The following is a 15,366-nucleotide window of genomic DNA, read 5'->3' as shown; positions in this document are numbered from 1 at the left end:
CAGAATAATTTCGGAGCAGAAGGTAATCAAAATTATAATTACCAGAATAATTTCGGAGCAGAAGGTAATCAAAACTTTAATTACCAGAATAACGATCAGTCTGTTTCTTATAATAATACGCAGTATGCTTCCGGATATGATGCAAATGGATACAATATGAATGCTCAGGGAGCAAGACTTAATGGACAGGCTATGAGTGTTGATAAGATGGCTGCAGAAATGGAAAAAGAGGAGAACGTAGGTAAAGGTATCCTTGGCGCCATTTTAGGTTCTCTTGTTGGTGTAGCTTTCATGGTACTTCTTTCTATGGGAGACAGAGTATCTTTTTATACAGGATTTATAATGGCTATTTGTGCATTCAAGGGATATGAAAAGTTTTCAGGAAGAAATTCCTACAAGGGTATTGCAATAAGCACAATAGTTACTCTTATCATGGTATATGTTGGTACAAGACTTTGCTTTGCTATAGACATCATGCAGTTATTCAAGGGCTATAGTGTATTTGAAGCATTTATCGAAGTTGATGATAAGATTGACAAGTTCGGTGAAACCTGGCGTTCAGCATTCATGGAGAATCTGGTAATGCAGTATATCTTTTCCGGAGTAGGTCTTGTTGTCGCTGTTATTTCAGGTATTAGTGGTAAGAAGGAAAAGGAATCAGGTCTTGGCTCTTTCAAGAGAAATGATCAGAATAATAAGTAATACAAAAGATGGTCGGTATCAAGATACAACCAAAGCTTTATTAAGTGTAGTAGTTTTATGACTGCTACGCTTTTTGCTTTTATAACGATATAGTGGATAACGTATTATCTTTAGATTGCTACTGGGTGACATGCTCTTTGTTTTACTCGCTACTAGTGGGCAATTATGGTATAATCCAAGTGATTGTACAATTTTGAATTTTGAAGGAGGCAGTATCATGCCTGATAATCATGAGATCAATCACATAATTAAAATTATTCTTCAAGATTATGACAAGAAGCGTGATGTTGACAAAATGGATGTGTTTGGTCAGCCGGATTCTAAAGCGGTTGAGGATATAACCCTTAAGCTTCTTAATGTTATTTTCCCAGGATATTATAGAGACAGGGTTTACAGAAGCTTTAATGACAGAAACCGAATGTCGGTCCTTATAGAAGACGTAATGTATAATCTGGAGAAGCAGATAACTATTGCGCTTTCTTATAATGAAGAGTACCGCGATACTGATGAGACTCTAAGAAAAGAGGCTGCTAAGAGAATAGCTGGTGAGTTTGGTGAGAAGATTCCTATGATAAGGGAATATGTTGATACGGACGTACAGGCTACATTTGACGGAGACCCTGCTGCTTATGGTAAGGAAGAGATAGTTCTTTCTTATCCGGGAATTCTTGCTACAACAGTTAATCGTATGGCGCACGAACTTTATCTGCTTAGTGTGCCACTTATTCCACGTATGATGACAGAATATGCCCATTCCAGGACCGGTATTGATATAAATCCGGGAGCTACCATTGGTAAGTACTTCATGATCGACCATGGAACCGGTGTTGTAGTTGGAGAGACTACTATAATTGGCGAGCATGTGAAGGTCTATCAGGGTGTAACACTTGGAGCTCTTTCTACAAGAGGCGGTCAGGATCTTCGAGGCAAAAAACGTCATCCTACCGTTGAAGACAATGTAACAATTTACTCAGGAGCTTCAATCCTTGGAGGAGAGACCATTATAGGTCATGATTCTGTAGTAGGTTCAAACTGCTTTATTACAGCATCTGTGCCTGCATGCACAAGGGTTACCATCAGGAACCAGGAACTTATTTATAAAGATGGTAATGGCAATGAGCATACACCATCTGAGTTCAAACAGGGCGAATGCTGGTGCGAAGATGATAGTGATGACTTTGTCATCTGATCACACATATAATTTGATATGCTTATAAAGCGGAATGTCTGCGGCTTAATGTCATAATGCTTGTCGCAGCAACTGCTTAAATATATTTAAAGTTGAAAGAAGGTTTTATAAATGTTCGAAAAGATTACTAAGGATATGCTTAAGTTCATTGATGCATCTCCTACATGCTATCATGTAATCAATAATATGGAGAAGAGACTTGAAGCTGAAGGATATACAAGGCTTCGCGAGTCTGAAGATTGGAAGATCAAAGCCGGTGGCAAATATTTTGTTAACCGTAATGGCTCTTCAATAATTTCATTCCAGATACCAAAGAAAGATTTCAAAGGCTTCCTTATGACAGCAAGCCACAGCGATTCCCCTTCATTTAAGATCAAAGAGAATCCGGAAATGCCTGAAGGTGGAATGTACGTTAAATTAAACGTTGAAGGCTATGGCGGAATGCTTGATGGTCCTTGGTTTGACAGACCTCTTTCCATTGCAGGAAGAGTTTTTGTTAAGGATGATGATAATAATATTTCAATGAAGCTTGTTAATATCGACAGAGACCTTGTAATGATGCCTTCTCTTGCTATTCACATGAATAGAGAAGCCAACAGTGGATATAAGTTCAATGCGCAAAAAGATATGCAGCCTATATTCGGAGATATAGCATCCAAGGGAACATATAATAAAACTGTAGCAAAAGCTGCAGGCGTTAAGGAAAGCGATGTTATAGGAAGTGATCTCTTCCTTTATAACAGAGTTAAGCCTACTGTATGGGGCGCTGGCAAAGAATATATCAGCTCTTCAAGACTTGATGATCAGGAATGTGTTTATACAACTTTTGAAGCATTCCTTAATTCTGCATCTTCATCTCATGTCCTTATGCACTGCGTATTTGATAATGAAGAAGTAGGAAGCGGAACCAAGCAGGGTGCTGCATCAACTTTCCTTAAGGATACACTTGAGAGAATATGTGATGGATGCGGCCGTACAAGACAGCAGTATCATACAGCTCTTGCCCAGAGTTTTATGTTATCAGCTGATAATGCTCATGCTATGCATCCTAATCATGGAGATAAAGCAGATCCTGTCAATCGTCCATGCATGAACAAGGGTATAGTAATTAAATTTAATGCAAACCAGAAGTATACAACTGACGGAGCTTCAGAAGCTATGCTTCGCATGGTTCTTGACAGAGCCAAGGTTCCTTATCAAATGTTCACTAACAGAAGTGATATGCCTGGAGGATCTACACTTGGTAACATCAGTAACACTCAGGTTGCTCTTAATACAGTAGATATAGGACTTGCCCAGCTTGCAATGCATTCTCCTTATGAAACTGCCGGTTCTAAGGATCCTAAGTACATGGCAGAAGGTGTCAAGGCATTCTATGAATCTAATATAGACATTCATATCTCTTAAATTTGAGCGGTTGTAAGATTATTTATAATCATTTATAATTGAAGATGTATTATCACTTTAACCAAAAATCTTAAAATCCGCATTAAAGGCGGATTTTAAGATCACTTGATCAAGACTTCAAAAGGCTTATTGTTTAAAAATATTGAATTAGCTTTTTGATACTTTTTGAATATATAATTCAAAAATATATAGTTATAATGAAAGTAGGACTAGTTTTATGGGTTTGTTTGATTTATTCGGGGGTAACAAGAAGAAAGAAGAAGCTGCCGCAATTGAGGCTGAGCAGCGCAAAGAAGAAGAGGCTATAAAGAGCAAAGAAGATCAGATTGCAGCACATGAAGGTCTTGAATGGCCACATCCTGTACCAATCTCTAAGGTTCGTCCTTCAGGTGAAGAACCTGATGTGCTCGAAGATCCGGTATCCAAGGAACGTAAGGATGAGATCGGACCACTTATTTATGAAGAGAGAATCAGCCTTGATACACTCAAGTTCCTGTCTCTTCCCGAACTTTTGTTTGTACTTACTACACAGGAATATTTTAATTCCAAGAGTAAGCTCAAATACTTTAGTGAGAATCACCGCATTCTCTACAATGAACTTTTAAATCGTGTACGTGATGCAGAAATGCTTTACTGCTTATATGATGAAGCAACTAAATTTCCATTTATCGAGAATGGATTTGCTTATATCTATTTAGATAAGGACGTAGCACAGAAAGTAGCAATAGCTTATGGTAAGCAGTTTAGAAAGCTTGTTGTTAAGGATTGTCCGGCTCGTCCTGAGGGAGCAGAGAGTACTGACAGAGGCTTCTTTGATTATCTTTACTATCTTGGAATTGAGAGAATAGTTATTGACAATGGTCAGTATAGAGCAAGATTTTCAAGAAGTGAGATCGTGGCTCCTCCTAACTTTACAGATGATAAGAAACAGGCACCGATGAATCCTCAGCTTAGACTTGCTATGCTTGACTTCTTATCAGAGGCGCGCTGGCCTGTTAAGTATGAAAATAGAACAAAGGTTGTACAGACCAAGGAAGCAAGAATGGTTGCCCTTGCAAGAGCAGGACGTTATATCGTTCCTATTCAGCATGAAGGTCCTGCCCAGGTAATGGAAGATGGACGTATCAAGTTCAATAAGGACACTAAGCTTCGTTTTCCTGTAATGAAGACCAATAATGAAAAATTATTCCTTCCAATATTTACAGATGGTATTGAATTTGCTAAAAAGTTTGGAAGAGAAGGATTTGAAGGCGCTGTATTCAAATTCAGTGACATCTTAAGATTTGTTCAGGACAAGGATGGTATTGCAATTAATCCTATGGGAGAAAATATCATGCTTCCAAAGGATAAGATGATGGCACTTGAAGCTGCTTCACAGGTAATTGCGGCTTCCAAGAATAAAGCAGCAAAGCCTTCTAAAGAGGCAAGTGCACAGGATCTTATCAAGAGAGCCAGTGCAGAAGATGTTGCAGAAAAGATCATCCAGATGCCAAGACGTGCATCTGATGAAAATAAGACAGAAGATACAATTGCTACACAGAAGGGTGATGTTAGCGAAAAAGAGGCTGATATTACACCTTATAACAAAGATTAAGACTGACAAGTAAACCTTCTACTGAAAGGCGGCTTAAATGTTTGATCGAATGTTGGGCTATTATCTTGTAGAACAGGGAAGATTGACAGGTGAGCAGATTGATCAGGTTTATGACAAGCAGGCCAAGAGCCGTGCCAGACTTGGTGTAATTGCTGTTGCCGAAAAGCTTATGAGTATACCTCAGGCTGAACAGATCAACTCCCTCCAGGCAACACATGACAAGTATTTTGGAGATCTTGCTATTGAAATGGGTTATCTTACTCCTGAGCAGGTTACAAAACTTCTCAGTGAGCAGGGTAATGAATTCATGGCATTTTCTCAGGCTATTGTAGATCTTGGCTTTATGAGCCTTGATGAGATAGCAGGTCTGTCTCAGGAATATGCTAATAAGTATGGTCTTATGGAGTCTGAGATTGATGCTCTAAAATGCAATGATTTTTCGAGAATAGTACCTATTTTCACCAAGGATGCTGATGAGAAAACGGTTAAACTTCTGACTATAGCTGTCAAGAATGTATATCGTCTTATTGATCAGCATGTCACGATCGGACAACTTGAAAAGAAAGAAACCGTTTCAGGTGAGTGCGTCGGATATCAGAAGACTATTGGAAGAGATCTGCTTTGCAATAGTATATCCGGAAGTTATACTGACCTTCAGAAAATGGCTATGAGCTATACCAAAGAGGAGTTTATAGAGACAAGAGAGGATGCACTTGATGCCCTCTGTGAGTTTATAAACTGTACTAATGGAATATATGCTACTCAGGAAAGCACAGATGGTGAAATGATAGATCTGGAACCTCCTATCTATATCACACATTTTGCTAATATTAAGGCTCCTGTTGTGTATTCATTACCTGTATATTGCAGCGATGCAACTGTATATATTAATATTTCAGATGCGGGCAAAACAGAAATTGGTTAAGGCATACATTTAGTTGTGAGGAGGAAATGGCATGGCAAACGTACTTATTGTAGATGATTCCAGAACATCCAGAAGAGTACTTAGAGACATTCTTGAACGCAACGGTCATACGGTTCTTGGCGAAGCAGTAGACGGCAAGGAAGGTTATGATATGTATCAGACTCTTAAGCCTGATATAGTCACAATGGATATAACTATGCCTGTTATGGACGGCATAGATTCTCTTAAGCTTATAATGAGATTTGATCCCCAGGCTAAGGTTATCATGGTAACTGCAGCCGGACAGAAACAGAAGATGATGGAAGCACTTAAGATAGGTGCTGTAGAGTTTATTTCAAAGCCTCTTGATGAGGAAGCTATTGTTAAGACATTAAACGAGATAACACAGGTAAATTAAATAGTTACCTGTATTATCATAATGCTCTTAATGATTAGAGAAATATGTCCATGTTTATATCCATCCGCCGTCAAATGTTATGATCTGTCCTGTCATATATTTTGGGGATGTAATAATCTGCAATGTCATATCTGCGACTTCTTCCGGCGTGCCCATTCGGCCCGCCGGTATTTCATTTTCAAGAACTTCAAGATCATCATCAGACAGATGAGATCTATTCATATCAGTATCTATTACTCCGCAGGATATGGCATTAACACTTATATTAGAAGGAGCAAGCTCCTTGGCAAGAGCTTTGGTGAATGCGTTGACACCTCCCTTACTTGCAGAATAGGCAACTTCTGTAGAAGCTCCTACTGATCCCCATACTGAGGAAATATTAATGATCCTTCCTCCGCCAATAGACAGCATAACAGGAACTGCGCATTTGGAGGTATTATATAAAGAAGTAAGATTGGTATTTATGACACTATTCCATTCATCAGGCTCCATATCTGTAAGAAGACCAAGCCAGGCAACTCCTGCATTGTTGATGACGGCATTAACAAGAGGAATCTTTTTAAACATTTCTTTGACTTCATTATAGTTACCTATATCACATATAAATGGGATACAGTTGATCTCATACTTTTCTGATAATTCTGCACTAAAAGCTTTTAATTCATCGCCGTGATGAAGGCATGTAAGATAAAGATTATATCCGTTTTCGGCAAGCTTTTTAGCAATAGCTCTGCCTATACCTCTTGATGCACCGGTTATAAGAACATACTCGTTCATATATCTCCAATCCGCTGCCACTATTGGCAGCATAAACTCTATTTATAACAAAATATATACGTTAATTCTTTACAAATAACATAAAATCTAATATATGATAATCCTTTTATAAATAAGATAAAAATATACGCATATTCTTTTGCAGATAGCAACTAAACTTATATTTGCTAAATATTTATACTTAATGGTAACAAAGTAATTGACAAAAGACAAACTTAGAGGTTATTATAAGAGTACAATCAATTGCACGCAATTAAATAGCACTGATAAAATGCTATTAACTTAATGAATAAGACATTGATTCATAAGGAGGTCTATTTATGTACGATACACTAATTATTGGAAGCGGCCCTGCAGGTCTTTCTGCAGCAGTATATGCCAAGAGAGCTGATCTTAACGTAGCTGTTATAGAGAAGGAGTTCTCTTCAGGCGGTCAGATTCTTAATACATATGAAGTTGATAACTATCTTGGTTTGCCGGGTATCAACGGATTCGATATGGGAATGAAATTCAGAGAGCATGCAGATAAGCTTAAGGCTCCATTCCTTGAAGGCAATGTATCAGGAATAGAAGTAATAGAAAAGGGAAGCGATACAAAGCTTCCGGTATTCAGAGTTAATACAGACAATGGATCTTATGATACACATACTGTAATAATTTCTTCAGGTGCTAATCACTCTAAACTTGGAGCACCCGGTGAAGATCAGTTCAACGGTGTTGGAGTTTCCTACTGTGCAACCTGTGACGGAGCATTCTTCAGAGGGAAGACTGCAGTAGTAGTTGGCGGTGGAGATGTAGCTGTAGAAGATGCTATTTTCCTTGCAAGAGGATGTAGCAAAGTATATCTCATTCATAGAAGAGATGAGCTTAGAGCTGCAAAGACTCTTCAGAACGAGCTTCTTTCACTTCCTAACGTAGAAGTTATCTGGGATAGTGTTGTAAAGGAGATAAAAGGAACTTCTAAAGTAGAATCTGTACTTGTGCAAAATGTTAAGACAAAAGAAGAAACTTCTGTAAATACAGATGCATGCTTTGTTGCAGTAGGTATTACTCCCGAAACTGATAAATTCAAGGATCTTGTTGAGCGAGATGACAAAGGATATATAATCGCCCCGGAAACTGGAGAAACCTCATGTCCTGGAATCTATGTAGCAGGCGATGCTCGAAAGAAACGCCTTCGCCAAATTGTTACGGCCGTAGCCGACGGTGCAAACGCAGTTACAGCAATTCAGGATTTTCTTGTTGGAAAATCGTAACAATTTTTAATGTAAATTTTCACATTCAAATCAAACAATTTTAATAAATAAGACTCGAGTTGTCAGACAATTCGAGTCTTGTTTATTATAAAAATCACCAAATAATCTCCCTCAAATACAGTTATTTTGTGGAATTTTAAGATAAAGTAAAATATTAAATCTTAAAATTGCCACAAGTATTGACAAAATTAAGCCTAGGCGGTATATTAAATATCGGTGTAACAATTTCGTAACAATGTAGGGAGGCCAAACATTGAACAGAGTTGGTAAGCAGTTCGCCGTATGTATGTTGACGGCTGCTGTAACATTTACAGGCGCAGGAATAGAGGCTATGGCTGGTTCATCAGTAACATCAGTACTTCCTTCCGCCGGAATTGGATATGAACTTGCTTCAGATCAGGTAGAAGTATCAAATCTTCAGGAAGATGAGCAGGCTGATTCATCATCAGATGCAGCATCTTCAAGTACAGACTCTTCATCAAGCAGCACATCCGGATCTTCAACGACCTCAACTAAGGAAGCAACTAATACTACTCCTCTTTCATCCAGAGTAGACGAAGAGGTTCTTAACGATATAGAAGAAGCAACTGGTGCTACAACCACAACTAATGACGAAGAGGAAACATTTTCCAATCTCGTAATTGCACAGGTTAATGATTATGTTAACGTAAGAAGTGGACCTGGTGAAGATTATGACATAGTTGGTAAGCTTTATAATAATTCAGTAGGTACATATCTTGGAGAAGAGAATGGCTGGTATCAGATCAAGTCAGGTTCCGTTACAGGTTATGTAAAGGCTGAATATTGTGTAACCGGTGAAGCTGCAGTTGAACTTGCTCCAAAGGTTGGAACTCGTATCGCTACAGTAACAACTACAACACTTAAGGTTCGTAAAGAGGCAAGCACAGAATCAGAAGTTCTGGGACTTGTACCTATCGATGATGAACTCGTAGTAACAGAAGAACTTGATGGATGGGTTAAGGTAGAAATCGAAGAAGGTGAAGGTTACGTATCAATGGATTACGTAACACTCTCAACTGAATTCGTTGAAGCTGAATCCAAAGAAGAAGAAGAGGCAAGACTTGCTAAGGAAGAAGCTGCTAAGGAAGCTGCAAGAGCTGCAGCAAGCGCTAATACTTCCAAGTCATCATCTTCATCAAGTATCAAGTCTGCAGAGTCTTATACAACAGAGAAGAGCTCAATTGGTGAAGCTGTTGCAGCATTTGCTGTACAGTTCGTAGGTAATCCTTATGTATATGGCGGAACTAGTCTTACAAACGGATGTGACTGCTCAGGTTTCGTAATGAGTGTATATGCTAACTTTGGTGTTAGCCTTCCTCATTCTTCATCAGCAGACAGATCTGTAGGTGCAGCAGTAGATGGACTTGCAAATGCACAGCCTGGTGATATCGTATGCTACTCAGGTCACGTTGCTATCTACATTGGTGGCGGACAGATAGTACATGCTTCTACATCTAAGACAGGTATCATTATTTCAAACGCTAATTACAGAACACCACTCGCTGTTCGTAGAATCTTCTAATTTATTAAATATTACGGAGCTGATGTCTTAAATAGGCATCAGCTCTTTTTATGATATAGCCAGAAAAACCATTATCCTTAGACGATGGGTAGTTCACGTCGGATGGTCTTAAATACTCAGTTTGAACAAACTGTGAACATTCATATTGTTAGCCATGTTTAATTGCATATTTACTGTTAAAGATGCTATACTATACCTATCAAAGGAAATCATCAATCATTTCCGAGTAAAGAGGTGACTGCCATGAAATTCACAATTATAGGTAAAAACATTGATGTAACTCCCGGACTTAAATCAGCGGTTGAAGAGAAGCTTGGTAAGCTTGAAAAGTATTTCAATCCTGATACAAACGTAAACGTAACATTACACGTTGAAAAGGACCGTCACAAAATCGAAGTCACGATTCCGGTCAAAGGTAAGATCATTCGTTCTGAGCAGGTCAGCAGCGATATGTATGCTTCTATAGACCTTGTCGAAGAAGTCATTGAACGTCAGCTCAAAAAATACAAGAACAAGATTATTGACAAGCATCAGGCTGAGAAGAGTTCCTTCAAGATGGAATTCATCGAGCAGGATTATATGGATGAAGACGAGATTCGTATCGAGCGAGTTAAGAAGTTCGACCTTAAGCCTATGTATCCTGAAGATGCATGTGTTCAGATGGAGCTGCTCGGACATAACTTCTATGTATTTATTAACGCAGAAACAGATCAGACTAATGTAGTATATAAGAGAAAAGGTAATACATACGGTATAATTGAACCTGAGTTCTAATACCTTTTGAGTTTACAACTTTATATGAGATTATGAGGGGATGTATAGATTACATCCCCTTTTCTTTGGCAATAAATGATAAGACAACATTACTATATAAGGTATATGATCGATAAAGATATTACTATATGGTTATCAATTTGATAGAGTTATTACTATAGAGATGTCTATTTAATAATAGTCTTTATATAACGACAATTAATTAACGGCTTGATATAACACCTATAAAAGAGATATAATTTTAAGGTGAGTTTAGGAAACTGATTTCGAATTAATCCAAACGTTTTTGTTTCAAAAAGGTATTGTTTATCTTGATTTTTGATTTACTCATACGCAGTATTCATGCGCATTTCCATATAATGAAACTCGATTTTGAAGTTCATAGAAATTTTTTAAATTGTAAACGCTTACACTTTGTTAAAAATATTGCAATCTCAACTAACCTTATGTTATAATGAATCTGTTGTGATAAAAAATTAACAATCGTTACCACGAACAGATAAAATCTTATCATAAAGACATTATCGTGGTAAAAGGATTGATATTTTATCAGGCATTACAATTGAATATGTAACTAAAAGCTCTCATAAGAGCTCAATTACACAACGGAGGTATAAAAATGGCAAAGAAAGTAGTTTTAGCTGGTGCATGTCGTACAGCAATCGGAACAATGGGTGGCTCACTTAGCACAACTCCTGCAGTTGAACTTGGTGCTATCGTTATCAAGGAGGCTTTAAAGCGTGCAGGCGTTAAACCTGAAGACGTTGATCAGGTTTACATGGGATGCGTTATCCAGGCTGGACAGGGACAGAACGTTGCTCGTCAGGCTTCCATCAAGGCTGGTCTTCCAGTAGAAGTACCTGCAGTTACAACTAACGTTGTATGTGGTTCAGGTCTTAACTGCGTTAACCAGGCAGCTCAGATGATCATGGCTGGAGATGCTGATATCGTTGTTGCTGGTGGTATGGAGAACATGTCACTTGCGCCATTTGCACTTCCTAATGGCCGTTACGGATATCGTATGATGTGGCCTAGCCAGAGCCAGGGTGGTCTTGTAGACACTATGGTTAAGGATGCTTTATGGGATGCTTTCAATGATTATCATATGATCCAGACAGCAGACAATATCTGCAATGAATGGGGACTTACACGTGAAGAGCTTGATGAGTTTGCAGCAAAGAGCCAGAACAAGGCTTGTGCAGCAATCGAGTCTGGTGCATTCAAGGATGAGATCGTTCCTGTAGAGATCAAGAAGAAGAAAGAGACTGTAATATTTGATACAGATGAAGGACCAAGACAGGGTGTTACTCCTGAATCTCTTGCTAAGCTTCGTCCTATCAATAAAGATGGATTCGTTACAGCTGGTAACGCATCAGGTATCAACGACGGTGCTGCTGCGCTCGTAGTTATGTCTGAGGAGAAGGCTAAGGAGCTCGGTGTTAAGCCTATGGCTACATTCGTAGCAGGAGCTCTTGCTGGTGTTCGTCCTGAAGTTATGGGTATCGGTCCTGTAGCAGCTACACAGAAGGCTATGAAGAAAGCCGGAATCGCTAATGTTTCTGAGTTCGATATCATCGAAGCTAACGAAGCATTCGCAGCTCAGTCTGTAGCAGTTGGTAAGGATCTTGGAATCGATGTAGACAAGCAGCTCAATCCTAACGGTGGTGCTATCGCTCTTGGACATCCTGTTGGAGCTTCAGGTGCTCGTATCCTTGTAACACTTCTTCACGAGATGCAGAAGAAAGACGCTAAGAAGGGTCTTGCAACTCTTTGTATCGGTGGCGGTATGGGATGCGCTACTATCGTTGAGAAATACGAATAATTAAATTATAAGAGGGTGTGAAAATCTTATAAGGTTATATCACACCCTCTTAATACTGCTTAAATTGGAGGACGAATCAATGAGTTTTGTTTTATACGAACAGAAAGATAAAATCGCTGTTGTAACTATTAACCGTCCGGAAGCTCTTAATGCTCTTAACTCAGCTGTTCTCGATGAACTTAATACAGTTCTTGATAACGTTGATTTAAATACAGTAAGAGCACTTGTTCTTACAGGTGCCGGAGATAAGTCATTTGTAGCAGGAGCTGATATCGGAGAGATGTCAACACTTACAAAGGCAGAAGGCGAAGCTTTCGGCAAGAAGGGTAATGATGTATTCCGTAAGCTTGAGACTCTTCCTATCCCTGTTATTGCAGCTGTTAATGGCTTTGCACTTGGTGGCGGATGTGAGATCTCAATGAGCTGTGATATTCGTATCTGCTCAGACAATGCTATGTTCGGTCAGCCTGAAGTTGGTCTTGGAATCACACCAGGATTCGGCGGAACACAGAGACTTGCAAGAACAGTTGGTGTTGGAATGGCTAAACAGCTTATCTATACAGCACGTAATATCAAAGCTGATGAAGCACTTAGAATCGGTCTTGTAAATGCTGTTTATACTCAGGAAGAGCTCCTTCCTGCTGCTGAGAAGCTTGCAAACACAATCGCTGGCAATGCTCCTATAGCAGTTCGTGCATGCAAGAAGGCTATAAATGATGGTCTTCAGACAGATATCGACAGTGCACTTGTAATCGAAGAGAAGCTCTTTGGTTCATGCTTCGAGTCAGAGGATCAGGTTGAAGGAATGGCTAACTTCCTTCGTAAGAAAGATGATCCTAAGAAGGTTAAGCACGTAGATTTCAAGAACGCTTAATGAAATCTCAAAAACTGACATATATCTTTTAACGGAAAATAATAGATAAAATATATCTAAGGAGGATTTACAATGAAAGTAGCTGTAATAGGTGCAGGAACAATGGGTTCTGGTATTGCACAGGCATTCGCACAGTGTGACGCTGTTGAGACAGTATATCTTTGCGATATCAAGCAGGAGTTTGCTGATGGCGGTAAGAGCAAGATCGAGAAGAATCTTGGACGTCTTGTTAAGAAGGAAAAGATGACTCAGGAAGCTGCTGACGCAATCGTAGCAAAGGTTAAGACAGGTCTTAATACAATCGCTACAGATCCTGATCTCGTAGTAGAGGCTGCTCTTGAAGTTATGGATATCAAGAAAGCTTGCTTCAAGGAACTTCAGGAGAACATCGTTAAGAATCCTGATTGTATCTATGCATCAAATACATCATCTCTTTCAATAACAGAGATCGGTGCTGGTCTTAAGACACCTATCATCGGTATGCATTTCTTCAATCCAGCTCCTGTAATGAAGCTGATCGAAGTTATCTCTGGTGCTAACACACCTAAGGAGACAACTGAAAAGGTTATCGAGATTTCCAAGACTCTTGGAAAGACACCTGTACAGGTTAACGAGGCTCCTGGATTTGTTGTTAACCGTATTCTTATTCCTCTTATCAATGAGGGTATCTTCGTATATTCAGAAGGTATTTCAGATATCGAAGGTATCGATACAGCTATGAAGCTTGGATGTAACCATCCTATGGGACCCCTTGAACTGGGCGACTATGTAGGTCTTGATATCGTTCTTGCTATCATGGATGTTCTTTACAACGAGACTAAGGATTCCAAGTATCGTGCATGCGGACTTCTTCGTAAGATGGTTCGTGCAGGTCACCTTGGTGTTAAGTCAGGTATCGGTTTCTATAAGTACAACGAAGATAGAACAAAGACTCCTGTTGACAAGCTTTAATATCACTAATCAGCTTCCCGGGACGGGCATATCTGTCCCGGGAGTTACAGGTTAAAAGTAGGTTTACCATTGCTTAACCCTGTGTTGATAGAATAAATTGGCGGCAAGGCCGTCACAATAGAACTAAAGGAGAAAAAACATGGATTTTCAGCTGGATCAGAAGCATGAAATGGCAAGATCTCTTTTTAGAGAATTTGCAGAAAAAGAAGTAAAGCCTCTCGCAATTGAGACAGACGAGACAGAAGTTTTCCCACGCGAGACAGTTACTAAGATGGGAAAGAGCGGATTTTTAGGAATTCCTGTACCAAAGGAATATGGCGGACAGGGATGCGATCCTCTTACATATGTTATGTGTGTAGAAGAGCTCGCTAAGGTATGCGGTACAACATCAGTTATTGTATCTGCACACACATCTCTTTGCATAGATCCAATTCTTACATATGGTACAGAAGAGCAGAAGCAGAAATACGTTCCTGATCTTGCTTCAGGAAGAAAGCTTGGTGCTTTCGGTCTTACAGAGCCTGGCGCTGGTACAGATGCTCAGGGTGTTCAGACTAAGGCTGTTCTTTCAGAAGACGGTAAGACATGGACACTTAACGGATCAAAGTGCTTTATCACAAACGGTAAGGAAGCTGATGTTTATATCATCATCGCTTATACAGATATCGTTGAAGATAAGAGAGGCAGAAAGCAGAAGAAGTTTACTGCATTCATCGTTGAAAAGGATACACCTGGATTCACATTCGGAACCAAGGAACACAAGATGGGTATCAGAGGATCAGCTACATATGAGCTTATCTTCCAGGATTGCGTAATCCCTGCTGAGAACCAGCTTGGTGCTCGTGGAAAGGGCTTCCCTATCGCTATGCACACTCTTGATGGTGGACGTATCGGTATCGCTGCACAGGCTCTTGGTCTTGCAGAAGGCGCTCTTGACAGAACAATCGCTTATGTAAAAGAAAGAAAGCAGTTCGGTCGTTCAATCGCTCAGTTCCAGAATACACAGTTCCAGCTTGCTAACCTTGCAACAGAAGTAGAAGCTGCACAGCTCCTTGTATACAAAGCTGCAGAAGCTAAGAGAACTAAGGACAGATATTCTGTAGAAGCTGCTAAAGCTAAGCTTTTCGCTGCTGAGACAGCTATGGACGTTACAAC

Annotated in this window: 13 protein-coding genes and 1 pseudogene; 13 read left to right on the top strand and 1 reads right to left on the bottom strand. The window is 39.5% G+C overall.

Annotated features, from left to right (window positions below; translation table 11 throughout):
* From K6G87_RS19530 to K6G87_RS19505, 6 genes and pseudogenes are all read left to right on the top strand, one after another.
* Positions 1-702: pseudogene (locus K6G87_RS19530) on the top strand (hypothetical protein); the annotation flags it as partial.
* A gap of 217 nt (positions 703-919) precedes the next feature.
* Positions 920-1,891, top strand: coding sequence for a serine O-acetyltransferase (locus K6G87_RS19525; protein WP_296841073.1), 972 nt, complete (start codon positions 920-922; stop codon positions 1,889-1,891).
* A 111-nt stretch (positions 1,892-2,002) separates the two neighbouring features.
* Positions 2,003-3,298, top strand: a complete 1,296-nt coding sequence (locus K6G87_RS19520; protein WP_296841069.1) for a M18 family aminopeptidase — start codon at positions 2,003-2,005, stop codon at positions 3,296-3,298.
* 217 nt (positions 3,299-3,515) lie between these two features.
* Positions 3,516-4,892: an SseB family protein gene (locus K6G87_RS19515; RefSeq protein ID WP_296841066.1), complete on the top strand. Its 1,377-nt coding sequence runs from the start codon at positions 3,516-3,518 to the stop codon at positions 4,890-4,892.
* Between the two features lie 37 nt (positions 4,893-4,929).
* Positions 4,930-5,817, top strand: a complete 888-nt coding sequence (locus K6G87_RS19510) for a hypothetical protein (protein WP_296841063.1) — start codon at positions 4,930-4,932, stop codon at positions 5,815-5,817.
* 31 nt (positions 5,818-5,848) lie between these two features.
* Positions 5,849-6,214, top strand: coding sequence for a response regulator (locus tag K6G87_RS19505; RefSeq protein WP_296841060.1), 366 nt, complete (start codon positions 5,849-5,851; stop codon positions 6,212-6,214).
* Positions 6,215-6,268: 54 nt separating this feature from the next.
* Here the strand turns inward: K6G87_RS19505 and ymfI are convergent, their stop codons facing one another.
* Entirely contained in the window at positions 6,269-6,991 is a 723-nt protein-coding gene (ymfI, locus tag K6G87_RS19500) for an elongation factor P 5-aminopentanone reductase (protein ID WP_296841057.1), read from the bottom strand.
* Positions 6,992-7,311: 320 nt separating this feature from the next.
* On the opposite strand from ymfI, the gene K6G87_RS19495 reads away from it, so the two are divergent.
* The 7 genes from K6G87_RS19495 to K6G87_RS19465 all read left to right on the top strand — a co-directional run.
* Entirely contained in the window at positions 7,312-8,247 is a 936-nt protein-coding gene (locus tag K6G87_RS19495; protein WP_296841054.1) for an NAD(P)/FAD-dependent oxidoreductase, read from the top strand.
* 253 nt (positions 8,248-8,500) lie between these two features.
* Entirely contained in the window at positions 8,501-9,790 is a 1,290-nt protein-coding gene (locus tag K6G87_RS19490) for a C40 family peptidase (protein WP_296841051.1), read from the top strand.
* 243 nt (positions 9,791-10,033) lie between these two features.
* Positions 10,034-10,564, top strand: coding sequence for a ribosome hibernation-promoting factor, HPF/YfiA family (gene hpf, locus K6G87_RS19485; protein ID WP_296841049.1), 531 nt, complete (start codon positions 10,034-10,036; stop codon positions 10,562-10,564).
* A gap of 619 nt (positions 10,565-11,183) precedes the next feature.
* Positions 11,184-12,386 (top strand): acetyl-CoA C-acetyltransferase, encoded by a 1,203-nt coding sequence (locus K6G87_RS19480; RefSeq protein ID WP_296841046.1) that lies wholly within the window; start codon positions 11,184-11,186, stop codon positions 12,384-12,386.
* A 79-nt stretch (positions 12,387-12,465) separates the two neighbouring features.
* Positions 12,466-13,260, top strand: a complete 795-nt coding sequence (locus K6G87_RS19475; protein WP_296841042.1) for an enoyl-CoA hydratase-related protein — start codon at positions 12,466-12,468, stop codon at positions 13,258-13,260.
* A gap of 72 nt (positions 13,261-13,332) precedes the next feature.
* The gene (locus K6G87_RS19470; RefSeq protein ID WP_027216843.1) at positions 13,333-14,211 is read left to right on the top strand and encodes a 3-hydroxyacyl-CoA dehydrogenase family protein; all 879 of its coding nucleotides are present in this window, start codon (positions 13,333-13,335) and stop codon (positions 14,209-14,211) included.
* Between the two features lie 139 nt (positions 14,212-14,350).
* The coding region (locus K6G87_RS19465) for an acyl-CoA dehydrogenase family protein (RefSeq protein ID WP_296841038.1) at positions 14,351-15,366 on the top strand (1,016 nt) is incomplete at its 3' end.

This window comes from Butyrivibrio sp. (assembly GCF_024699075.1).
Note: the sequence above shows the minus strand (reverse complement) of the source record. Positions and strands in the feature narration are given on the sequence as shown.

Excerpts from the sequence above, each read along its gene's own strand:
- K6G87_RS19525 (WP_296841073.1), top strand. The coding sequence starts at position 920 with ATGCCTGATAATCATGAGATCAATCACATAATTAAAATTATTCTTCAA.
- K6G87_RS19520 (WP_296841069.1), top strand. The coding sequence starts at position 2,003 with ATGTTCGAAAAGATTACTAAGGATATGCTTAAGTTCATTGATGCATCT.
- K6G87_RS19515 (WP_296841066.1), top strand. The coding sequence starts at position 3,516 with ATGGGTTTGTTTGATTTATTCGGGGGTAACAAGAAGAAAGAAGAAGCT.
- K6G87_RS19510 (WP_296841063.1), top strand. The coding sequence starts at position 4,930 with ATGTTTGATCGAATGTTGGGCTATTATCTTGTAGAACAGGGAAGATTG.
- K6G87_RS19505 (WP_296841060.1), top strand. The coding sequence starts at position 5,849 with ATGGCAAACGTACTTATTGTAGATGATTCCAGAACATCCAGAAGAGTA.
- ymfI (WP_296841057.1), bottom strand. The coding sequence starts at position 6,991 with ATGAACGAGTATGTTCTTATAACCGGTGCATCAAGAGGTATAGGCAGA.
- K6G87_RS19495 (WP_296841054.1), top strand. The coding sequence starts at position 7,312 with ATGTACGATACACTAATTATTGGAAGCGGCCCTGCAGGTCTTTCTGCA.
- hpf (WP_296841049.1), top strand. The coding sequence starts at position 10,034 with ATGAAATTCACAATTATAGGTAAAAACATTGATGTAACTCCCGGACTT.
- K6G87_RS19480 (WP_296841046.1), top strand. The coding sequence starts at position 11,184 with ATGGCAAAGAAAGTAGTTTTAGCTGGTGCATGTCGTACAGCAATCGGA.
- K6G87_RS19475 (WP_296841042.1), top strand. The coding sequence starts at position 12,466 with ATGAGTTTTGTTTTATACGAACAGAAAGATAAAATCGCTGTTGTAACT.
- K6G87_RS19470 (WP_027216843.1), top strand. The coding sequence starts at position 13,333 with ATGAAAGTAGCTGTAATAGGTGCAGGAACAATGGGTTCTGGTATTGCA.